A 22,231-nucleotide genomic window follows, 5' to 3' on the forward strand; every position below is an offset into this window, starting at 1 on the left:
GCGTCGATGAACTCCGGTCGGTGCCTTCCGACAGTCGGATGGGGACCGGCGGCGAAGGGACGGGGTCAGCAAGTGGGGCGAACCGCGGCAAGCCGCATCGGTGTCGCGATCATGGCCGGGGTGGTGGTCACGCTGGCCGGCGCCCCGGCGCCGGGGGTGCCGCCACGGTATGCCGGTGACGCGCCGCCGGCTCTGCCCGACGCGACTGCCGGTGGGTGCGTCGGGCCGTCGCCGATCACCGCCGGCCGGCCGTCGTGGGCGTTCCAACGGGTACAGCCGGTCGACGCCTGGCCACTGACGCGAGGTGCCGGCGTACGGGTCGCCGTGGTCGACACCGGCGTCAGCTCCCGAGCCGGCGGCCTGTCGGGGGCCGTCGAGCCCGGCCGCAATGTCCTGACCGGCGGCTCGGGTGATGCCGACTGCCTGGGCCGGGGCACGGCCCTGGCGGCGATCGTCGCCGCCCGCCCGGCTCCCGGCAGTGTGCTCACTGGTGTGGCCCCGGCGAGTTCGATCTTTCCGGCTCGGGTCGTCGATCAGCGGGGCAAGGTTCCCGACGGTGCGCTGGCCGAGGGGATCGAGGCGGCGACCGCCGCCGGAGCGAAAGTGATCCTGGTCGGTATGGGCACGGCGACACCCGATGCCCGGCTACGGGCGGCGGTGCGGACGGCGATCGCCCGCGACGCCGTCGTGGTGGCCTCGGTGGCCGATCAGTCGCCGGCCGACAGCGCCGGCGTCGGCCGGTCCGCGCCGGTCTGGTATCCCGCCGCCGACCCGGACGTCCTGGCGGTGGGTGGCCTGGACGCCTCAGGGGCGCCGGTGCAGTCGCTCTCCCCGTCGTCGGGCCTCGACCTGCTGGCGCCGGGCAGCGACGCGTTCAGCGTGGGCCCGTCGGGCAGCGGGAACTACACGGTCGGCGGCCCGGCCGTCGCCGCCGCCTACGTTGCGGGGGCCGCCGCCCTGGTCCGGGCCTATCGGCCCGATCTGCCCGGGGCCCGGGTACGGCACCTGCTCACCGCGACGGCTCAGCCCTCGCCGGTCGGTCCGGAACTCGACCTGTACGCGGCGGTCAGCGGGCCGGAGGTTGCGGTGTCTTCCGCGGCGCCCCGTCCGGTCCGGACGCTCGCCGCTCCCCACCCGCCGCGTCCGAGCACGGCCGGGCGGACAGCGGGCGTGGTCGCCCTGGGTGGTGTCACCGCCGCCGCGGCGGCCTGGCTGGTCGCTGTCGCCGTGCGTCAGGGACGCCGGCGGGGATGGCGCCGTCCCTGAACACCGCCGGCTCCCGACCTCGCCCGGCGCCGGCGGCCTGATCATGAGGCCAGGATCTCCGTCAACCGCAGCGATCGGCCCTCATCGTAGGCGGTGGCGAAGTCCGCTTCCCCCCATGGCGACGGCCAGGCGCTCGCTGAGGCCGTCACGGACGAGGGCGTCGTCCGGATCGAGTACCTTGCCGACGGCGGTCATCGACTCGTCCACCGCGCCGAGCCGCCGGGCCGCGGTGGTCACCTGGCCGTCATGTTCGGCCAGGACGGCGCTCAGCAGGGCCAGCGCGGGCAGCAGCGAAGCGCTGTCGCCCGCGGCCACGAGGTACCGGCGGCTGGCGTCGAAGAGCTGTCGGGCCCGCGCGACGTTGCCGAGGTCCAGCTCGACGTGGGTCAGATTCAGCTGCTCCATCGCGACCCCAGCGGCATCGCTGAGCTCGCTGTGCAGCGCGACGCTTTCCTCGAAGGCCCGCCGGGCCGCCGGCAGGTCACCCGACAGCCGGGCGATGCTGGCCATGACGTGAAAAGGCAGTTTCTCCAGGCGGCGTTCGCCCGTAACACGGGCCCGGTCGTGCATGGCGGCGGCGATGTCCCCGGCGACGTCGTACCGACCGCGGCGCACGGCGACGCGCGCGAGGTTGGCCAGCGCGCTGACCTCGAGGGCCGCGTGGCCGGACTGCCGTGCCCGAGCCAGGTCGAGCCGAGCGAGGCACTCGGCGTTCCCGGTGTCACCGCGTCCGAAGGCCTCGAGGGCCGGCCCCGCGATCTAGCTGACTGTCTGCTCGAGCCGGTCCTCGGCCGGCTGCCAGGCCGTCTGGATGAGCCGGCCACCGCGCCGGGTGCACAGCAGCGCCCGTCCCGGCGGCAGATGGCGGGGCTTCACATTGCCCAGCAGCGGGCCCTCGTTCGGCGGGCACGACAGTGCCAGGTCGGGGGTATTGGTCTCCTGCATGCGCCGGATCAACGGGTCCATCGACATCCGCATCACGTTGGCCGCGCCGCGCGTCACGACCAGATGGAAGCCGATGTCGGCGCCCTGGGCGAGATAGGGCAACAGGGGCAACAGGGGCGATTCGTGGCCGGCCAGCAGATCGTAGTCGTCCACCAGGACGAACAGTTGCGGGCCGGTCCACCAGTCGCGGCGCCGCAGCTGTTCGGGACTGACGTCGGCGCCCGGCATGCGCGGGCCGAGCCCGGCGACGGCGTCGCTCACCGTGGCCCGGGTCGAGTCGGCCGACACGGAATAGCCGAGCCGGTACGGCTCGGGGATGGCGTCGAACAGTTGGCGCCGGTAATCCACGAACAAGATGCGGGCCTGTTGCGGGGTGTAGCGCTCGGTGATCGCGTGGGCCACGCGTCGGAGCACGTTCGTCTTGCCGCTCTGGCTGTCACCGAGCACCGTCAGGTGCGGAAGCTCGCCGAAGTCGTGCCAGACCGGCTGCATGCGGTCCTCGTCCAGGCCGATCGCGATCCTCACGTCCCCGGTAGGCGCCGGAAGCGTCCGCGCCTCCAGCACCGTGGGCAACGTCCGTACCGGGGGCGCCTGATCGCCGTCCCAGAACTCGTCGATCACGGTGACCATGTCCCGCAGGCCGTCGGCGAGGTCGTCGGCGCCGGGGACACCGTCGATGCGGGGCAGCGCCGCGATGAAGTGCAGGCTGTCCATGGTAAGCCCGCGCCCGGGCAGCTGCGGGACGGTGGCGGCCAGGCGCAGGTCGATGGCCGAGTCCACCGGGTCGCCCAGGCGCAACTCCAGTCGGGTGCCGATCTGGTCGCGCATGCCGTGGTAGACCTCGGACCATCGGGCCGCCGTGAGCAACAGATGGACGCCGAAATTGAGGCCCTGAGCAGCGATCTGGCGGATCCCCGCGTCGAGTGTCTCGAACTCCGAGCGCAGGGTGAACCAGCCGTCGACGACGAGAAAGACATCGCCGTACGGGTCGTCCGGTACGGCACCGCCGGCCCGCATCCGCCGGTAGGTGACCATGCTGTCCACCCCCAAGTCGGCGAATCGGCGTTCCCGCTGCGAGATCAGGTTCAGGACTTCGCTGACCGTGCGGGAGACCCGGTCGATGTCGAGGCGACCGGCGACGCTGCCGACGTGGGGGAGTCCGGCGATCGAGGCGAGGGCGCCGCCGCCGAAGTCCAGACAGTAGAACTGGATCTCGCGGGGGCTGTGGGTCAGCGCGAGCGCGCAGATCAGCGTGCGCATGAGGGTGCTCTTGCCGGTGCGGGGGCCACCGGCGATACCGACGTGGCCGCCGACGCCCGCCAGTTCGACCACCAGCAGGTCGCGAACCTGTTGAAAAGGCTTGTCGATGAAGCCGATCGGCGCGATCAGCTTGCCGTTGCCGGCCCATTCGGGGGCAGCCAGCCCCAGCTCGGGGTCGGGGGCGAGGGTGGGCAGCAACTCGTCCAGCGTTGGCGGGTTGCTCAGCGGGGGCAGCCACACCTGGTGCGCGGGCGGCCCCTGGTCGACCAGCTGACCGATGACCACGGACATGACGCTTTCGCTGAGCGCCTCGTCGGCTTCGGCCGGAGCAGGCACGACCTCGGCCGTCGGCAGGGGTACCTCGTCGAGCACGTACGGGACGACCTGGCGCTGCACCAGTTCCTGTGGGGCACGCTGCGTTCGCGGCCGGTACGCGCCGGAGACGTAGGCCGCCTTGAAGCGGATCAGCGTTGACACGTCGGTCCGCAGATAGCCGTTGCCGGGGGCGGGTGGCAGTTCATAGGCGTCCGGCACCCCGATGACCGACCGGGACTCCATGGCGGAGAAGGTCCGCAGCCCGATCCGATAGGACAGATGGGATTCGAGCTGCCCGATCCGGCCATCGTCGAGCCGCTGGGAGGCCAGCAACAGGTGCACGGCCAGTGATCGTCCCAATCGGCCGATCATGACGAAGAGCTCGATGAAGTCGCGGTGCGCGGCCAGCAGCTCGCTGAACTCGTCGACCACCACGAAGAGCGTGGGCAGCGGGTCGAGTGGCGCTCCCTGGGCCCGGGCCCGTTCGTACTCGAGAGCTGAGCTGTAGCCGCCGGCCGCCCGCAGCAGCTCCTGCCGGCGCACCATCTCACCGTGCAGCGCGTCCTGCATGCGCCCGACCAGCGCGGCCTCGTCGGCCAGGTTGGTGATGACGGCCGAAGTGTGGGGCAGCCGGTCGAGTCCGAGGAAGGTGGCACCGCCCTTGAAGTCGACCAGGACGAGATTGAGGGTTTCCGAGGAGTGGGTGGCAGCGAGCGCCAGCACGAGCGTACGCAGAAGCTCGCTCTTGCCGGAACCGGTGGCTCCGATGAGCATGCCGTGGGGTCCCATGCCACCGAGTGCCGATTCCTTGAGGTCGAGCTCGACCGCCGCTCCGGTGCTGTCGACCCCGATCGGTACGCGCAGCCGGTCGGCCGGTGAGCGCGGCGCCCACAGCACGCCGGTGTCGACCCGGGCGAGGTCCTCGATGCCCAGCAGCGTGCCCAGGTCGAAATCGGTCTTCAGGCGGTCGGTGGTCGGCTCGGTGATGACGCCGAGCCGATAGGGCGACAGGATCCGGGCGAGGGACCGGGCGCCGGTCTCACTGAGCCGGTCCGGGGTGGCCATCCGGGTCGTCACCTCGCCGCCGACCCGGTCGCGACGCACCATGAAAAGGTCGTCGCCGTCGACGCGCAACGTCATCTGACCGTTGCCGGCCGCCGGGGATTCGTCGTCGAGATCGATCAGCACCGCGTTCCGGTAGCCGCCGGTCGCCATCCGGGCGCCGTTGGCGATACGACCACCGTCACGGACCACGATCACGTACGGTTCGTCCTGGGTCGGTGCGCTGCCCGTCTCGAAGCGGGGCCGGGCGACGAAGTCGGGGCCGAGCAGGCGTTCGAGCGCGGCTTCGGTGCCGGCGGCCAGGCGGACCGACCCGGCGCCGTCCTGGTCGGTCTGGTGCTGGCAGTGCGGCAGCCACTTGGCCCAGTCCCAGGCGGCGGTGCCTTGCGCGTCGAGGCAGAAGGCGACGCGGACTTCCTCGGCCGCGTGGAAGGCGACGACCTGCGACAGCAGCGCTCGTACGACCGCGCGGGCGTCGTCGCGGCCGGCCGCACCGACCCGGATGACGGCGAAGCCCCGCAGGAACAACCCGACCGGCTGGCCGTCGATGGCGTTGTAGGCGTGGATGAATCGGCGCAGTGACTTGGCCGCCAGAGGCTCGAGGTCCTCGACCGGTTTCGTCTGCATCGGCGTCATCCGTACGGCCAGCCGCTGCCGGCCGGTGCCGACGCGGACTTCCAGGAAGTCGGGATGGGTGGGGCGGCGTTCCCATCGCCGGGTGGTCATCGTCAGCGACCACAGGGACCGGGGGTCGGGGTGCTGCCATTGGGCGGCGTCACGCTGACCGGCCACATTGGCCCGCAGCCGCTTGCGGTTCTGTGCCAGGTAGCGCAAGTAGTCGCGCCGGTCACCCCCCACCCGCTGCCGTCGGTCGGCGCTGCCGAACGCGACCTGGGCGGCGGCCATGCCGCCCATGGCCACACCCATCATGCCGAGCATCATCCAGGTGAGCGGGCCGCGTGAGGTCCCGACGAACAGCAGCAGCATGACGCCGGACATCAGGCCCATCGGCAGCACCATCAGGGCCGAGCGCATGCCCTGGTTCTGTGTCTCCGGCAATGCCGGTGGTTCCTGCAGCTGCAGTTCGCCGCTGGGCATGGCCGGCCCACCGCGCCGGGCGGGCCGTTTGAACAGCACCGTGCTCACCGAGACCTCCATCCGGACGGGTCGGCGGACCCGTCCGGCATCTACATCGGTCGCGGTGTCCGGTAGATCATCGAATGGAGAAAATATTCTGCCGGATGAACCGGGCGTCCCGGGCTCCGACAACAGGGTCGTGACGGTTGCAACCCGTGGGGAGATGTGCCGCCTGGTGGTGCATGGCCGGGATCAGCGCATCGAGATCGCCGTGCCGGCCGGGCTGGTGGTGGCCGACCTGTTGCCGGCCCTGCTGCATCATCTCGGTGACGCAGCCGCCGACGCCGGGCTGGCGCACGGTGGCTGGGTGTTGCAGCGGCTCGGTGGTCCACCGCTCGACGAGGACGCCACCGTGGAGGCACTCGGGCTAACCGACGGCGCCGATGTCTACCTGAGACCACGCTCCGAGCAGCTGCCCGAGATCCACTTCGACGACCTGGCCGACGGGCTGGCCGCCGGGGTGGCCGACCGGGCCGGCCGATGGCGGCCGGAGATGGCCCGCTGGGCGTCGGCCGCGGTGGCTGTCCTGGCCGCGCTGGCGGCGATGCCCGCGATCGCCGCCCCCGGCATGCCCGGCCTGCGGGCCGCGGCCGCCGCCCTCGTGGCGGCGGTGAGCCTGGCCGCCGGGTTCGTCTTCGCCCGCTCCTTCGGCGATCGGCTGTTCGGCCTGACCGCCGCCATGATCGGAATCGGGTACGCCGGGCTGGCCGGCTTCATCGTCCCCGGCGAGTCGCCGGGGGATGCCGGTCCGCGGCTGTTCTGCGCGGCGGTGCTGCTCGGGGCGGCGGCGTCACTGGCCGGAGTCCTGATGGGATTCGCCGGGCCGATGGTCGCGGGTGTCATGGCCGCGGCCGTGTGCGGGGCCGCGGGCACGGCCCTGATGACCTTCGGCGTCACCGGCGGCCCCGGCGCGGCCGCTGTCGTGCTCACGCTGAGCACCGTGGGCATCGTCCTGGTTCCGGCCACGGCCGTGCGTCTGGCCCGGATCCGGATCGCGCCGCTGCCGACCCGGCCCGAGCATCTGCAGGAGGACATCGACCCCGAACCGGCCGAACTCGTCCTGGCCCAGGCGCTCACGGCCGACAACTACATGACCGCCCTGCACACGGGTCTGGGGCTGGCCGGTACCGCGGCGGCCGTCGTGCTGGGCGACAGCCCCGGCTGGGCTCCGGTCACCCTGGTGGGGCTGGCCGCCGTCGCCCGGCTGCTGGCGGTCCGCCCGATGACCAGCGGATGGCACCGTCTCGCGGTGGCGCTGCCGGCGCTGGCCGGTCTGCCGCTGAGTGCCTTGCACCTCGTGGCGGCCCTACCGCAGCGAACGGGTCTCGGCGTGGCGGTCGTCGCGGTCGTCGTCGTCCCCCTCGGGGCGCTGACGACCGGTCGACGCTGGGACGGCCGGCGGGCGATGCCGATCTGGGGCCGGCTCGCCGATGTCCTGCAAGTGCTGGTGACCGTGGCTCTGTTGCCGGTCACGGCGGCCGTTCTCGGTCTCTACGGCGCCGCCCGCGCGATCGGCGGCTGAGATGGCCCAGTCGCGCCGGGACCAGGTCCAGGCCCAGTCCTACGTGTGGAGCCGGCTGGTCAACGCCCTGGTCGTGGCCGACCCCGACACCCACGAGAGCCCGCACCGCCGGATCGTCACCGGCACCGTCGTGGGCCTGCTGATCGCCATCCTGATCATCGTCGGTGTCACGGTGTACGGCTTCGTCCGACCCGGCGGAGCCAGCGGCTGGCGCAAACCCGGGGTGCTGGTGGTGGAGAAGGAGACCGGCAGCCGGTTCGTCTACCTCGACGGCCGGCTGCGGCCGGTCCTCAACTACGCGTCCGCCCTGCTGCTGCTCGGCACCCGCCCTACGGTGGTGTCGGCGTCACGGAAGTCGCTCAGCGAGGTGGCGCACGGCCAGCCGGTGGGCATCGTCGGCGCCCCGGACGCGCTGCCCTCACCCGGTCTCGTCACCGGCGAGGTGTGGTCGGCGTGCGCGGTCCAGGACACCGGCCCGACCGGTGCAGTGACCCCGGTGACCACCTTGAGCATCATGTCGTCGGGCCGGCCGGCCGGTCCCGCGCTGGGTCCCTCGCGGGCCTTGCTGGTCACCGCCGGAGGCGACCAGTATCTGGTCACCGACGAGCGGCGTTTCCGGCTGGGCGCCGCCTGGCTGCCCCGGGTGCTCGGCGCCGACGGTCCCGCGGCCGAGGTGCAGCAGACGTGGCTGGCGACGATCGCCGCCGGTCCGGACCTGCTGCCACCGGTCGTGCCCGGCCGCGGTGGCGCCGGCCCGCGGGTGGACGGGCACCCGAGCCGGGTGGGCCAGCTGTTCGTGGCCACCTCCGAGACCGGTGAGCAGCGCCGGTTTCTGCTCCAGCGTGACGGTTTGATGCCGCTCGGCCCGCTCGCCTACGCGATCGAGATCGCCGACCCGGCCGCCGCCGCGATGGACGGCGGCCGGCCGGCGCAGCCGGTGCCGCTGAGCCCGGCGGCGTTGGCGGCCCTGCCGGTCTCCCGGATGACCGCGTTGCCGACGGGACTGCCGGCGGCGCCCCCGCAGCTGGTCACGGCCCCGCCGGACGGTGCTGCCTGGTGCGTACGCCAGCGGATGTCCGACGGCCGGACCGAGGTGGCGGCCGACGCCCCCGCTCCGGCCGGTGACCTGGTCACCCAGGATCTGGCGATCCGGCTGGACTCCCGGACCGCGGCCGCGGTGACGGTCGAGCCGGGGCAGGGCGGTCTGGTCGTGGCCGGCCGGATCGACCAGGCGCTCGGTTCGACGCGCTACCTGGTCACCGACGCCGGTGTCAAATATCCCGTCCCCGGCAGCGGTGACGCGAGCCGTCTGGGCTTCTCCGTCCTCGAGGCCCGCCCGGTTCCGTCGCCGTTGCTCGACCTGCTCCCCACCGGGCCCGCGCTTGCCGTGGCGTCCGGATCGGGGTGATACGCCGGGCGGGCACGTCACCGCCCGGACCCGAGCCGGCCCGCCGTGGGCCGGTCGACGCGAACGAGGAGAGGTAATGGCAGGCGACCAGAAGAAGATCGATGAGGCCTCCACCCGGGCCCTGCTTCAGGCGTTCCAGACGGCGGCCGAGGACCAGAACGCCGCCCGCAACAGTGGCGTCACCGTCCAGGGCACCCTGTCCGGTGCCTGGCAGGGCAATGCGGCCGACCGTTTCCACCAGGGCATGACCGAGTGGCTCGACGGGCTCAACCAGGTCCGCAACGCCTTGGCCGAGATCGACGGCAGCATGCAGTCGTTCGCCCGCCTGACCACCACCACCGAGGACGACAACATGGCTCAGGCCGCGGCCGGTGCGCTGTCCGGCGCCAGCTGGACCTGATCGCCCCACCACCCGAAAGGACCCATCATGGTCAGCTACTCCGCGAACATCGCCGGTCAGCAGGAAGCCATCTCGCAGATGCAGGCCCTGACCTCGAAGCTGCAGGACTCGCTGCAGCAGCTCCAGCAGCGGGCCCAGCAGTACAACGCCGAGAACGCCGGTAACGCGATCGAGAACTACGCCGACGCGCAGGCCCGGTGGAACCAGGGCATGGCGAAGATGCAGGACGCCATGACCACCAAGATCGGCGCGCTGAACACCATCTCCGACAACTACCTGAACGCCGACGCGCAGGGCGCGAGCCTCTTCGCCCGGTGATCCACGACGCCGCCGGTGCGGGCCGGACGTGCGTCCCGCGCCGGCGGCTGCGCCCGGCTTCAAATGAGATTCGAGCTTGTGAGGAGAAACCATGGCAGCCGGTTCCCACCAGAGCATCAAAGTCGACTCCACCTTCATCTCCGGTCTCCGTGACCACCTGAACGACCTGCGCAATCAGGTGACCCCGGTGCGGGGCGGCCAGAACCCGAACGACGTCGCCCACCCGCACGGCATGCCGCTCAACAGCGTGATGCTGGTCGCCGGTCACACCAACTTCGCCAACGGCCAGCAGCTCAAGTCCCGGGTGACCGCGGTCGCCCAGCAGATGGACCAGACGCTGACGAAGATCGCGCAGAATCTCGACCAGTACTCCCAGAATCTCGATCACATCCTCGCGATGTCCGACAAAGCCGAGCTGGACAATCTTTCGCTGTCCGACGTCCAGCCCTACCTTTCCGGGTCGTCGGGCGCGTCCGGAAGCCTCCCCGCGCCGCCGACGCCCCCCGCTTCCGGTACCGGGGCCGGGTCCGGGTCCGGCGTCACGGGCGGCACGACCACCTCCAGCCCGACGGCCTGACCCGGCTCCCCGCACCGCCGCTCGCCGCAGAGTCCCTGTAACGCCGGAAGGAACGACCGTGTCTCAACCGATGGACCCGAGCAAACCCTGGGAGTCAGGGATGATGACGGTCCTGGGCGCCCAGGCCATGGACCGCAACGCTTTCGTCGGTATGCCGTGGATCAGCGCCACGAACGTCTACGCGAGCAAGAAACCTCCTACGGGCACCCCCGGCGCGAATCGGTTCAACTTCTACGCTCCGATCCTCAGTGAGGCCGAGTACTACCCGGCCGGATACGGCGGCACGCAGATCGTGGCCCCCTACCTGGTCGTGGAAGGCCTGGTGAACTGGTACGACGGCGGCACGGGCAACTCACCGCACGACCACTACGTGGCCGAGTTCCTCACCCACACCAACAACGCTCTCGGCAGCGGGCCCACCGGATCGGTGCTGAATCCGGCCAGCATGGACACCGCGGCCGAGGGCTTCTATAACACGTGGGTCTGGCTCGGGCAGGCCCAGCAGCGGATCCAGCAGCAGCTGTCGCAGGTCGACAGCAGCGGATCGGACTTCCAGGGCTCGGCCGCGCAGGCGTTCAGCACCATCCTCAAACAGTTGCGGGACCAGCTGAAGATGCTCGAGACCGACATCAAGACCAACAAGGACTGGGTCCAGATGCTGCACGACAACGCGGCCGCGGCCCGGACCTTCTGGAGTCAGGTCCAGTCGGCTTGGAACAACTACTACCTCTACAAACCCGACCCGTCGCGGATCGTCGCCGACGCGCTGAACCAGATCGAGGCCCAGGCCCGGTCGAGTCCACTACGCGACCGCCAGAACTGGCCCATGACCCTCGACTTCGGCAACGGGGCCCGCACCTACAACATGCTCGACAGCGGGGTCTTCGCGCAACTCAACACCGACATGCAGAACTTCTGGCGCAACGAGGTCAACGAGCTCGACCAGACGATGACCAACCAGGTCGCGGCGCTGATGAACAGCTTCGACGACACCCGGCTCAACATGACCGACATCCGCGCGTACAACCCGCCGCCACCCTCGTCGGGCACGGGATCATCGGCCGGCGGATCGGCTCAGCTGCCCGGATCCGGCGGGTTCGATGCGGGTGCCGGATTCACGCCGCCCGACGGAGGCGGAGGCGGAGGCGGTGGCGGGGGCGACGCGGCAACGCCTCCGGTCCTGGGTGGTGGTGGCGGCGCCGGGCCGGGCGACGCCGGAGTGGGCGGCGGGAACTCCTTCGCCGGCGGTTCACCGGTGAGTCCCGGTGGTGCGGTGACCCTGCCCGGCGGCGGGTCGTCGGGGGGCCTGGGTGGCTCGGCGACGCCGGGCGCCGGGTTCGGCGCCGGCGCCGGGTTCGGCGGCGGCGCCGGCCCGGCCGACCGGGGCGCGTCGACATTCGACCCGGACGGCGTCGACCCGTCCGGCGGCGGCGTGGGCGCCCTGGACGGAACCGCACCGTTCGGCGCGGGCGACACCGGCACGTTCGCCGGGACCGGGGCCGGTGCGCTACCGGCCTTCTTGTCGGCCCGGCCGACCGCCGACCGGCGGCCCGCGGCCACCGGCGGCGGTGTGGTCGCCGACGGCCTCGACGATTTCACCGACGACGGGAGCGTCCACGGTGCCGACCCGGCCGGCGGCGGCATCGGGACCGTGTCACCGGCCGCGGTGGATCCGGCCGCCCTCACCCCGTCGATCGACGGTCTGACGCCCGGCGGCCCGGTCCCGGCCGGGGGCGGGACATCTGCTTCGCCGGTCGGTGGCACCGGCGGTTTGTCGCTCGCGGTACCCGGCGCCGACCCGTCGGGCGCGGGCTCGAGCACGGCCCCGTCGCTGTCCGCGCTCACGACGTCCAGCCCGTTGGGCGGTCAGATCGATCCCGGCGCGTCGGTCCCGGCCGGTGGCGGCGCGTCCGCCCCGCCCATCGGCGACGCGGGTGTCTCCTCATCGGCGGTGTCCGGCGCCGGTTCGTCCGGTGCGGGCTCTCCGGGGCTGCCGTCGTTGCCGGCGACCGGCTCGCCCGCCGGTGACGACGTCGGAGGCATCGGTGCGCCGGGCGGCTCCTCGGCGACGCTGCCGGATCTCGGCTCGAGCACCCCAGCCTCGCTCGCTGGCGGTCATGGCGGCTCGGCCGGTGCGACGCCGGGATCGTTCGATCCGGGGTTCGGCCCGTCGGTGGCCGGAGGCACGAGCGGCGCTCTCGGTGATGGCGGCATCCCGGACACGTCGTCACTGCTCGGGTCGAACGGTCAGCAGCCCACGTCCGGCTTCTCGGTCGGCCCGCTGGGAACGGTGCCCGGCGGCGGGTCCGGCCTGGCCGATCCGGGCGGACTCGCCGGAGGGTTCGCCGCCGGCGCCGCCGGCTCGGCCGCCGGCTCGGCCGGCGGAGCGGCCGCCGGTGCCCTGGGCGGTACGGCCGCGGGCGCCGCGGTGGCCGGTCTCGGGGCCTCAGGCCTGACCGGAACGGCGGGTTCGGCCGGAGCGGCCGGCGCCGGGACCGGTGGCATGCCGATGATGCCGCCGATGGGTGGCATGGGGTCGGTGGGCGGACCGGGCCAGGAGAAGGAGCGCGAACGAACGACCTGGCTCACCGAGGAGGAAGAGATCTGGGGCACCGATCCCGATCTGGTTCCCTCGGTCTTCGGCCGCGACGACACCGACGACTACGAAATGGCCGATCCCACACCGTGGCAGCCCCAGGCGCCGGCGCCGTCCAGCCCACGGACACCGGCGCGCGGCAGCGGCCGCGCGACCGGACGGTCTCGTTGACATCTCGCACAGCAGGAGGACCCTTCATGACCAGCCCGCTGCACAACCGACTCGAACAGGTTCTGGCCGACTTCGAGAAGCGCAAGACCGCCATCGCGGGGTTCGAGCAGGATCTACGGGACGAGAGCACCACGGTCACCGCCAAGAACCGCGCCGTGATGGCCGTGGTCGACGGCCAGGGACAGTTGTCCGAGGTGAAGTTCCTGACCAACGCCTACCGGAGCATGGCGCCGGCCGAGCTGGCCGCGCTGGTCGTCGAGACGGTGAAGTCGGCGCAGCACCAGGCCCGGGAGAAGGTCGCCGCCAAGTTCCAGAGTCTGCTCCCGGAGGGCACCCCCAGCCTGGACATCATGTCCGGGCCGGTCGACTTCGACGCCGCGATGAAGCGGATCCTCAGCACCTTCGACGAGGTCAAGCGACCGTTTCCGGGAGCCGGTCAGTAACCGCGGCCCGGGTCGGCGGTGAACTCGCGGCCGCCGTCGACGACGAGCAGGGAAAAGGAGGTGGTCGTGACCCCACTGGAAATCGTCGACATCGGCGCGTGCCATCGGTTGTTGCTCCGGTTGGCCGGCCTGATCGGTGACGATGTGCTGACCGAAGCCCGGTTCTGGCTGGACGCGGGCGCGTTGCCCGAGTTCTCGGGAGCCGTCGTCTTCGCCGCCACCGCGGCCCGGGTGCCGGTGACGCCGAAGGACGCGGCTCTGTTGCGGTCGCTGCTGCCCGATGTCCGGGCGGCCGACAGCCTGCACGAGGCAGCGGTCATGCCGGTGGCGCCGTTCGCGTTCGCGCCGGTCCCGCCCGAGCAGTTGGAGCTCGTGGCCGAGCGCCTGCCCTACTGTCTCGATCTGACCGGCGGATATGACGGGCCGGGCCGGGCCGACGAGATGGATGTGGCCGTGGCCCGGGCGGTGGCCGACCTGGAACACGTCACTCCGGTCGCTGTGTGGCGGGCGTGGCGTTATCCGGCGACCGGCGTCTCGTGGCCGGCGCCACGCCGGATCTATCTGGTCGAGGTCGGCGGCGCCGACGACGCCGACCTGCCGGAGGTGACCGCGGTGCTGCAGTCGGTTCTCGAACAAGTGGGCGAGGCGACTCCCCAGGTGGAAGCGTTCAATGATGCCGGATCGCTGCCGCCGTTGCAGCGCACGGCGCTGAGCTACTCCGCTCTGGTCTGGGCGAGCTCACCCCCGGCGCTGGTCCGCATCGCCGCGCTGTTCGACGAGCGCACCACCGACGGCCAGGGCGCCTTCCATCCTCTGCACCGGCGGCTGGCGGACGACGAGGCGGAGCGGGCCGCCGGCTATCTGGCCGCCGGAACGCCGCTGCTGGCCGTCCCGCACCGGGCCGCCGACGTCCTCGACCCCCGGGCCGGCCCATCGGTGCCGATGGGCTACCGCACCGACGGCCGTTGGATATGGACGGACGCCACCGTCTACTACCTGGCCCGGTACGGTCTGGCGCCCGAGGAGGATCTGCTCCGGCACATCGCCGATGCGGGCCATGCCCCGCCCCCGGTCGGCAGCGTCGCCCTGCACCGGGCGCTCGGTGCCCTCTACGACCTGCCGACATGGGCTGCCGCCGGGCCCCGATGAACTTCGGCGTCCGTCCATCGACGATCACCTCGGACCCGCCGTACCCCTGGCGGTGGGGCGGCCGACACTGAGGAGGACGACAGATGCCGGCGGCGACCGATGACGCCGGGTGGGAGATGCGGGCAGTCGGGAAGGGGTTCACGCCACGGCCGACGCGGCGGCCGCCCCTGGACTGGCGGCCTTTCCTGCCACCGGTCCGTTCCGCGGCGCCGGCGGCCGAATCCGCGTCCGGCGACATCACCCTGCCGGGTTCGGCCACGCCCGCCGGGTGGTCGTTCCTCGAGGGCGATCCGGTGGTGACCATGCCGGTCACGGCCGGTTTCCTTATCGAATGCGAAGTGGCCGGGTCGGGCTTCCGGCTCGGTCCCCGGCCGCTGGCTCCCGATGACTTGGCGGTCCTGGTCGCGCGGGCGGCGGCGGTGGGCCCGGCGGTGGGCGCGGTGGTGCTGCTGCCGGTCGGGCCGCCGGGCGGCTTGCCGCTCGGCGCGCTGGCCGACGCTCTCGGGCAACCGTTCGTGGTGGGCGGCGACGAGGTCGCGGTCACCGCCGGCGGCCTGTTGCTGACCCGGGGCACCTTCCGGCGGTTCTGGCCGCTCGCGGCCTCGGATCGCGGTCCTCGCCGGATCGACGATCTCGGCCCCGTGCTGCCGCCTCGAGCGCCGTCACCGGCCGGGCGGGCCGGGTCTCCGGGGCCGGCCCAGCCGGAACCGGTGACGACGTCGCTACCGGACGCCGGCCCGCGGCTCGGGCTCGGCCACGCCGGTTCGGCCGGGCCCGGCGCGCGTGGACCGGCGGCCGTACCCTCGCTGCCGGCTGTCTTTCCGGGACCGCCCGGGGAACCGGTCGCGCCGCCGGCGGCGCCGGCGAAGCAGGTCGGAGCCCGCCACGCCGCGGTCCGCGTCCTCGCCGACGCGGGACCGGCGGGCGTCGTCACGCCCGAGCCGGCCGCCGAGGCGGAACCGGCGGCCGTCGTCACGCCCGAGCCGGCCGCCGAGGCGGAACCGGCGGCCGTCGTCACGGCCGAGCCGGCCGCCGAGGTGCTGCCGGTCGCGCTGGGCGCCGACTGGCTGTCCGTACTGGCCAGCGCCGCGGCGCCGGCCGGGCCGTGGCTCTCGCCGGTGCCGCCGCCTCCGCCCGCCTCTGCCGGCGACCGTTCCTCCGCCCCGGCTCTCCCCGAACCGGCTTCGGTCGAGTCCGATGAAACGGTCGGGCGCCGGTGGTCGCCGGCCCGGCCGCTCTGGCTTCCGGCCGCCGACGCGGCCGGCGATGATCCCGGTGCCCGGCGTACCGCGTTGCGCCGGGTGCTGGGTGGACGGTACGACGCCCACGCGCGGGTGGTCGCCAAAGCGCTGGCGGAACAGCCGGGCCTGCGAGCGGTGGCCCTGGCCGGCGGGGACGTCACCACCGGTCTGATCGCCCTGCGGGCCTATCTCGACTCCGAGCGTGACGCGCTCAACGCGGGCCTGCGCGGCGAGTCCGAGGAGGACCCGGAGCGGATCGAGCTGTTGGCGCGTGAGGCCGTTCTCGGACTGCGCCGGTTGCCGCCGGTCTTCGGCCCGGTCTATCGCAGCGTGCCGGCCGCCCGGGAGGTGCTGGCCGGTTACCGGCCGGGGGAGGAGCTGGTCGAGCCCGCGTTCCTCGACGGGGACCGGCTCCCGTCCGCTCCGGGCGGGGGCGAGATGGAGGTCGCGATCTGGTCGGCCGGCGCCCACCGGCTGTCCGGGCTGGGCGCGGCGGAGGGTGCCGTGCTGTTCGCACCGGGCAGCCGCTTCGCGGTGCTCGCGGTCGACGAGAACGACGGCGTACCCGTCCGGGTCCTGCTGCGTGAACTCTCCGCCGCGCGGGCCCGGCGCCCCGCGCGGCCGGCCCCGCCCGACAGCGTGGATCGCATCCTTTCGAAGCTCAGGGAGACGCCGCGGCGGCGACCGCCCGCCCGCGCCGAACACCGGACGATGTTCGCCCCCGGACTGGACGCGGCCGGACGGCCCTATCGCGACCGACGAGACGAAGGTGGAACAGCGTGAGCAACGACCTGGTGACGGTGTCCCGGACCGATCCGGGCAGCCATCCGAGCATCGCTTCGGCGCTGGCCGCCGCCGCGCCCGGGGCCACGGTGGTGGTGCAGCCAGGCACGTACCGAGAACAGGTCCGGCTGTCCGGGACGGTGACCGTAGTCGCCGAGGACGGGCGCGGCACGGTCACGGTGGACGGAGGCGACGGCCCGGCGGTCTTCGCGGCGACCGGACGGGCGACGCTGCGGGGGCTCGTCCTCACCGGTGGCGGCGACTCGTTGCCGGCCGTCCAGGTCGGCCGGGGGACGCTGACGATGATCGACAGCGAGATCAACGGGCGTGGCGTCCTGGCCCTGCACGTCCCGTCCGGCCGGCTGGACATGACCGACTGCACCGTCAGCAGTCCGGCCGGTGCCGGGATCCTGGTCGACGGCTCCGCGAACGCGGCGGTCACGAGCACCGTGATCCGTGACGTGGCCTCGACCGCGATCGTCGTCAGCGGCGGCGCCGACCCGGCGTTCGTGGCCTGCACGGTCACGGGCAGCCGAGGGATCGGCGTGCTGATCACTCGCGGCGGCCGGGGCCGTTTCGAGCGGTGCGATCTGAGCGGTTGTGGCGGGGCGGCGGTCGCGGTCGAGCCGGACAGCGCAGCCGTCCTCGTCCACACGGTCGTCCACGACACCCAGGGCCCGGGCATCGTCATGGCCGGCGGCTCCTCGTCCGTCCACGACTGCGAGATCCGCGGAGTCGGCGGCCACGGCCTGGTGCTCTCCGGCAGCGCCGACCCCTCGGTGGAGCGGACCGGGATAACCGGCGCCGGTGGGCACGCGGTCCTCGTCACCGGCCGGGCCACGGGGCGGTTCGCGGACATCCGCGCCTCGGCCGGGCCGGGGTCGGCCACCCTCGCCGTCACTGATTCGTCCCGGCCGCACCTGTCCCGGGCCATCATCGAGGGCACCGGCGACGCCGCCGTCCTCTACCTGGGTTCCGCGGGCGGCACGATGACCGACTCGGCGGTCACCGGCGGCACGTCGAGCGTCGTGATCGGTGGAGCGAGCACGCCCGTCGTCGAGCGGCTCACCGTTCGCGAGTGGTCCGAATACGGGATCCGACTGGCCGAATCGGCGCGGGCCGTCGTGCGGCTGGCCACCGTGGAGGGCGCCGGTGCCGCCGCGGTCGTGGTCGCCGACCGCGCCACGCTGACCGCCGACGAGCTCACCACGCGCGGCGCCCGCACCGGGCTCAACGTGACCGAGGGTGGGTCGGTGGAGATCACTTCGAGCGACATCGCCGAGGCGAAGGAGGCCGGCGTCCTGGTCCGGTCGGGTGGCTGGATGAACGCACACCGCTGCCGGGTGCACGGCAACGACCTCGGAGTGCGTTTCGCGGCCGGATCCGGTGGCCGGCTCGAGGAGTGCGAGGTCATCGACAACGGCGGCGACGGCGTGCTCCTCGAGACTACCGAGCCGGTCACGGTCGTCGGTGGCCGGCAGACAGGCAACGCCGGCGAGCCGATCCGGCACGCGGTGCCGGGCACCGCGCTGGTGACCCGGGAAGCACCGGCTCCACCCGTGACGACACCCTCGCGGCCCACGGCGGCCGGCGTCACGGCGGCCCGGCCCGGCGCCGCGGCCCGGGCCGAGCTGCCGGCCGGCGACCCGGCCACCCCGCTGCTGGCCGAACTCGACAAGCTGGTGGGGCTGGCCGGTGTCAAGCAGGAAGTCGCCACTCTCGTCGGCCTGCACCGGGTGAGCATGCGCCGGGCCGCTGCCGGGCTGCCGACCCCACCGATGTCCCGGCACATGGTCTTCGCGGGCGCGCCCGGTACCGGCAAGACGACCGTCGCCCGCCTCTACGGCCGGATTCTGGCGGCGCTGGGAGTTCTCAAGGGCGGCCAGTTGGTCGAGGTCTCCCGGGCCGATCTCGTGGCCGAGCACGTGGGTGGCACGGCGGTCAAGACGCAGGAGCGGTTCGCCGAGGCGATCGGTGGGGTGCTGTTCATCGACGAGGCGTACACGCTCTCGTCGAGCGAGGGCGGCAACGGGCCCGACTTCGGCCGGGAGGCGATCGACATGATCGTGAAGCTGATGGAGGACCACCGCGACGAGGTCGTCGTGATCGTGGCCGGCTACTCGGCCGAGATGCGGTCGTTCCTTGGATCCAACCCCGGCCTGGCCTCCCGGTTCGCCAAGACGGTCGAGTTCGAGAGCTACTCCACCGCCGAGCTGGTGACGATCGTCGAGAACCTGTGCAGCGTGCATCACTACTCCCTCGAGTACGACACCCGGGTCGCGCTGCAGGCGCTGTTCGACGGGATTCCCCGGGACGGGAACTTCGGCAACGCCCGCGTCGCGCGCAAGGTGTTCGAGGAGATGATCGGCCGCCAGGCGTACCGGTTGTCGCAGAACAGCAGCGGCGGCGGGGTCGAACTGGCTCAGTTGCTGCCCCAGGATCTCGGCGCGCAGCCGGCCGGACGGCTGCGGGACGGGGGAGCTCATCAGGCCGAGGACGTGGACGCCTTGGTGGCCAAACTGCACACCATGATCGGCCTGGCCGGTGTCAAGCGGGAGGTCTCGGAGCTGATCGATCTGCTCGTGACGGTCCGCAACCGCGTCGCGGCCGGACTGCCTGCGCCGTCGCTGTCGCGGCACGTCGTCTTCTCGGGACCGCCCGGTACGGGCAAGACCACCGTGGCCCGGCTCTACGGCGAACTGCTGACCGCGCTGGGCGTGCTGGCCGGGGGCCAGTTCGTCGAGGTCGCCCGGGCCGACCTGGTCGGCGAGTACGTGGGCCATACCGCGCAGCGCACGCGGGAGGCGTTCGATCGGGCTCGGGGCGGGGTGCTGTTCATCGACGAGGCCTACACCCTGGCGCCGGCCGGGGCGCAGAACGACTTCGGCCGGGAGGCGATCGACACGCTGGTGAAGCTGATGGAAGATCACCGCGACGACGTCGTGGTCATCGCGGCCGGCTACGAGCGTGAGATCGAGCAGTTCCTGGCGGCGAACCCGGGCCTGGCGTCCCGGTTCTCCCGGCGCATCCATTTCGCCAACTACGAACCCGACGAGCTGGTGGCCATCTTCCAGCAGTCGGCCCTGGCCAACGGCTACGAATGCCCGGGGGCCACGCTCGCGGCGATCCGCCGGCACTTCGAGCTGGTCGAGCGTGGCGCGACGTTCGGCAACGGCCGCTACGCCCGTACGGTCCTGGACCAGGCCATCACCCGGCAGGCCGGCCGGCTGCGCGCGCTGGCGTCCCCCACGGTCGACCAGCTGCGCATCCTGACCGTCGAGGACGTCTCGATACCGGTCTGACCCGGTGCCCGGCCGGGCGATCGCCGCGCGGACTACTTGAAGAAGTGGGTCACCGGCCGTTCGAGCGGCCGATCGTCCAGGAACATGTCGACCTTCTCGTTGTAGAAGCTCACCAGGCCGGCGATGGCCGACACGGCCGGGGTCGGGTAGGAGTAGGACCAGGCCAGATCGCGGTACGTGTCCACCGGGGTCCGCACCGACCAGTAGTCGCTGGTGCGACCCTTGTACGGGCACGGCGTCATCGTGTCGGTGCGCTCCAGCGCGGCGAAGTTCACGGCGGTGCGGTCTAGGTAGTAGCGCGTCGGCAGCCCGGTCTCGAACAGCATGACGGGCGACGCCGAATCGGCCAGGACCATGCCGTCCAGTTCCACCCGGAACCGGCGGTTGGAGCGCATCGCGTCGACCCGGGTGTACGGATTCCGCGGATGGACGAGTACCTCCTCGTCCTCCTCGAACCAGGCGTCGAGCGCTTCCCATTCGAAGCGGACCAGCCCGGCGAGCCCGGGAAGGGAGTCCGCGGTGTAGAGCCGGGCGGCCTTGGGCCGCACCACGTCGCCGGCCCGGAGCCCGAAGCGGCGCGTGCGTCCTCGGCTCAGCCGTTGTTCGTGGGCCTCGTCGACCAGCACGCCGGGCACGATGTCGTCGAGCGGGATGTAGTACTGCGGATAGTGCGGCCACTCCCACAGATAGACCGCGCGGGTGGTGTCGATGACGACTCGGCCGTCGAGCGTCGCCCGGATTCGCCGGGGCACCGGCGCCATCTGATTCACCGTGGCGATGCTGGGAGGAAAATTCATCACGTGGAGCACTCCTTGGTTGTCGCTCTTTGCTCACCTTGGTGTCCTCGTCCGTGCCGATTCTTACCTGGCCCGATCCCTCCGGTCGCCGGGCCGGCCGGTCCCCCCACCGCTGATGACCGCCCATAAGCGCGCCTTATCGCGGCTCGGATGGTGGCGGCGCCGGGCCTGGTTACATCGCCCGGAGACCCCGACCGGGGTCCGGGACAGAAAAGGTGAGCGTGATGGCTGCAGAGCTTTCCGGCAAGGTGGCGCTGGTGACCGGTGGCAACAGCGGTATCGGGCGGGCCGCCGCGACGGCGCTGGCCGCGCGGGGGGCGACGGTCGTGCTCTCGGGCCGCGACGGTGAACGGGGTGCGCGGGCGGTCGAGCAGATCGAGCGGGCCGGCGGATCGGCGTTCTTCGTGCCGATCGATCTGCGGGACGAGGCGTCGGCGCGGTCGCTGGCGACCCGGGCGGTGGAGTTGGCCGGCCCGGTCGACATCCTGGTCAACAGCGCGGGGATCTTCCCGTTCGGCCCGACCGAGAAGATGAGCGAGCAGCAGTTCGACGACGTGTTCGCGCTGAACGTCAAGGTGCCGTACTTCCTCGTGGCGGAACTGGCTCCGGCCATGGCGGGACGCGGGCACGGTGCGATTGTCAACGTGACCACGATGGTGGCCGAGTTCGGCGCGGCCGGGATGGGGCTCTACGGCTCCAGCAAGGCGGCGATGGTGCTGTTGACGAAATCGTGGGCGGCGGAGTTCGGCCCGAGTGGTGTGCGGGTCAACGCGGTCAGTCCTGGCCCGACCCGTACCGAGGGGACCGCGGCCATGGGAGAGGGTCTCGACCAGCTCGCCGCCGCGGGCCCGGCCGGGCGTCCGGGAACGGCGGAGGAGATCGCCGAGGCGATCGTCTTCCTCGCGACCGACGCCGCGTCGTTCGTCCACGGCGCGGTTCTGCCGGTCGACGGCGGGCGCATCGCCGTCTGACCGGCGCGACGCCGGCCCGTCCGCCGCCGCGTGCGGGGGACGGGCCGGGTTTCGGTCCGGGGTCAGGCGGGCCGGTCGGCGGGCTGCTGCAGGGCGGCGTAGTTGGCCCGGGCCCGGGAGCTCCACGGCGCGGGCCGGCCGGTCCCGGGGCCGAGATTGACCATGGTGCGGTGTCCCTGGGCGTGCAGCGTGGTGCCGTCCTCGGCGAGCAGCCGGAAGTCGTACCGCATGCTGGTCGTGCCGATGTGGGACACCCAGAAGTGGACCAGCACCGGCCCGAACCGCCGGACCGGCACGGCGAACGTGACGCCGAGATCACGGACGACCTGGACGGTGTCTCCCAGAGATCCGTCCGCGTCGTACCGGATGCCCTTGCCGGCCCAGTATCCGAGGATCGCGCGGTCGACGAGGGCCGGGTAACGGCCGTGGTAAAGCATGTGCTGCGGGTCGAGATCGTCGAAGGAGACATCGACCGATCGGACGGCGCCGTAGCCGGGTGTGAAGGTGTCCGTGCTCATGCCGGGTCCGTCGGCGCGGCCGGTCCCAGGTTCAGCGCTGTGACCAACCC

General features: G+C 72.5%; 16 protein-coding genes. 12 read left to right on the forward strand and 4 right to left on the reverse strand.

Annotation, left to right across the window (positions count from 1 at the left end; all coding sequences use genetic code 11):
• The first annotated feature begins 72 nt into the window (after positions 1-72).
• Positions 73-1,266, forward strand: a complete 1,194-nt coding sequence (locus AB0J66_RS19785) for a S8 family serine peptidase (protein WP_364662354.1) — start codon at positions 73-75, stop codon at positions 1,264-1,266.
• Positions 1,267-1,347: 81 nt separating this feature from the next.
• Here the strand turns inward: AB0J66_RS19785 and AB0J66_RS19790 are convergent, their stop codons facing one another.
• On the reverse strand, positions 1,348-1,881 hold the full coding sequence (locus tag AB0J66_RS19790) for a hypothetical protein (RefSeq protein ID WP_364662357.1): 534 nt from the start codon (positions 1,879-1,881) through the stop codon (positions 1,348-1,350).
• Between the two features lie 144 nt (positions 1,882-2,025).
• Positions 2,026-5,946, reverse strand: coding sequence for a type VII secretion protein EccCa (eccCa, locus tag AB0J66_RS19795; protein WP_364662989.1), 3,921 nt, complete (start codon positions 5,944-5,946; stop codon positions 2,026-2,028).
• A gap of 178 nt (positions 5,947-6,124) precedes the next feature.
• Here eccCa and eccD point away from each other — a divergent pair, with 178 nt between their 5' ends.
• From eccD to AB0J66_RS19845, 10 genes are all read left to right on the forward strand, one after another.
• Positions 6,125-7,507: a type VII secretion integral membrane protein EccD gene (eccD, locus tag AB0J66_RS19800; protein ID WP_364662360.1), complete on the forward strand. Its 1,383-nt coding sequence runs from the start codon at positions 6,125-6,127 to the stop codon at positions 7,505-7,507.
• Position 7,508: 1 nt separating this feature from the next.
• The gene (gene eccB, locus AB0J66_RS19805; protein WP_364662363.1) at positions 7,509-8,915 is read left to right on the forward strand and encodes a type VII secretion protein EccB; all 1,407 of its coding nucleotides are present in this window, start codon (positions 7,509-7,511) and stop codon (positions 8,913-8,915) included.
• Positions 8,916-8,991: 76 nt separating this feature from the next.
• Positions 8,992-9,315 carry a WXG100 family type VII secretion target gene (locus tag AB0J66_RS19810; protein WP_364662366.1) on the forward strand — a complete coding sequence of 108 codons (324 nt, stop codon included), beginning with the start codon at positions 8,992-8,994 and terminating at the stop codon, positions 9,313-9,315.
• A 27-nt stretch (positions 9,316-9,342) separates the two neighbouring features.
• Complete coding sequence (locus tag AB0J66_RS19815; RefSeq protein WP_364662369.1) at positions 9,343-9,633, forward strand: WXG100 family type VII secretion target; 291 nt, start codon at positions 9,343-9,345, stop codon at positions 9,631-9,633.
• Between the two features lie 91 nt (positions 9,634-9,724).
• Positions 9,725-10,210, forward strand: coding sequence for a hypothetical protein (locus AB0J66_RS19820; RefSeq protein WP_364662371.1), 486 nt, complete (start codon positions 9,725-9,727; stop codon positions 10,208-10,210).
• A 100-nt stretch (positions 10,211-10,310) separates the two neighbouring features.
• Entirely contained in the window at positions 10,311-12,977 is a 2,667-nt protein-coding gene (locus AB0J66_RS19825; protein ID WP_364662374.1) for a hypothetical protein, read from the forward strand.
• Positions 12,978-13,003: 26 nt separating this feature from the next.
• A complete protein-coding gene (locus tag AB0J66_RS19830; RefSeq protein ID WP_364662377.1) occupies positions 13,004-13,420 on the forward strand; it encodes a YbaB/EbfC family nucleoid-associated protein in 417 nt (138 codons plus the stop codon).
• Positions 13,421-13,486: 66 nt separating this feature from the next.
• Positions 13,487-14,569, forward strand: coding sequence for a hypothetical protein (locus AB0J66_RS19835; RefSeq protein ID WP_364662380.1), 1,083 nt, complete (start codon positions 13,487-13,489; stop codon positions 14,567-14,569).
• An 83-nt stretch (positions 14,570-14,652) separates the two neighbouring features.
• Positions 14,653-16,593, forward strand: a complete 1,941-nt coding sequence (locus AB0J66_RS19840) for a hypothetical protein (RefSeq protein WP_364662383.1) — start codon at positions 14,653-14,655, stop codon at positions 16,591-16,593.
• Positions 16,590-19,895 (forward strand): right-handed parallel beta-helix repeat-containing protein, encoded by a 3,306-nt coding sequence (locus AB0J66_RS19845; RefSeq protein ID WP_364662385.1) that lies wholly within the window; start codon positions 16,590-16,592, stop codon positions 19,893-19,895. Before AB0J66_RS19840 ends, AB0J66_RS19845 begins: the two co-directional genes overlap by 4 nt.
• A gap of 32 nt (positions 19,896-19,927) precedes the next feature.
• Here the strand turns inward: AB0J66_RS19845 and AB0J66_RS19850 are convergent, their stop codons facing one another.
• Entirely contained in the window at positions 19,928-20,692 is a 765-nt protein-coding gene (locus AB0J66_RS19850; protein WP_364662388.1) for a DUF427 domain-containing protein, read from the reverse strand.
• Between the two features lie 224 nt (positions 20,693-20,916).
• Here AB0J66_RS19850 and AB0J66_RS19855 point away from each other — a divergent pair, with 224 nt between their 5' ends.
• Positions 20,917-21,663, forward strand: coding sequence for an SDR family NAD(P)-dependent oxidoreductase (locus AB0J66_RS19855; RefSeq protein ID WP_364662391.1), 747 nt, complete (start codon positions 20,917-20,919; stop codon positions 21,661-21,663).
• Between the two features lie 62 nt (positions 21,664-21,725).
• Here the strand turns inward: AB0J66_RS19855 and AB0J66_RS19860 are convergent, their stop codons facing one another.
• Complete coding sequence (locus AB0J66_RS19860; protein ID WP_364662394.1) at positions 21,726-22,181, reverse strand: hotdog domain-containing protein; 456 nt, start codon at positions 22,179-22,181, stop codon at positions 21,726-21,728.
• Between the last annotated feature and the right edge of the window lie 50 nt (positions 22,182-22,231).

The sequence above is a fragment of the Actinoplanes sp. NPDC049598 genome (genome assembly GCF_040675435.1).
Lineage (GTDB): Bacteria > Actinomycetota > Actinomycetes > Mycobacteriales > Micromonosporaceae > Actinoplanes.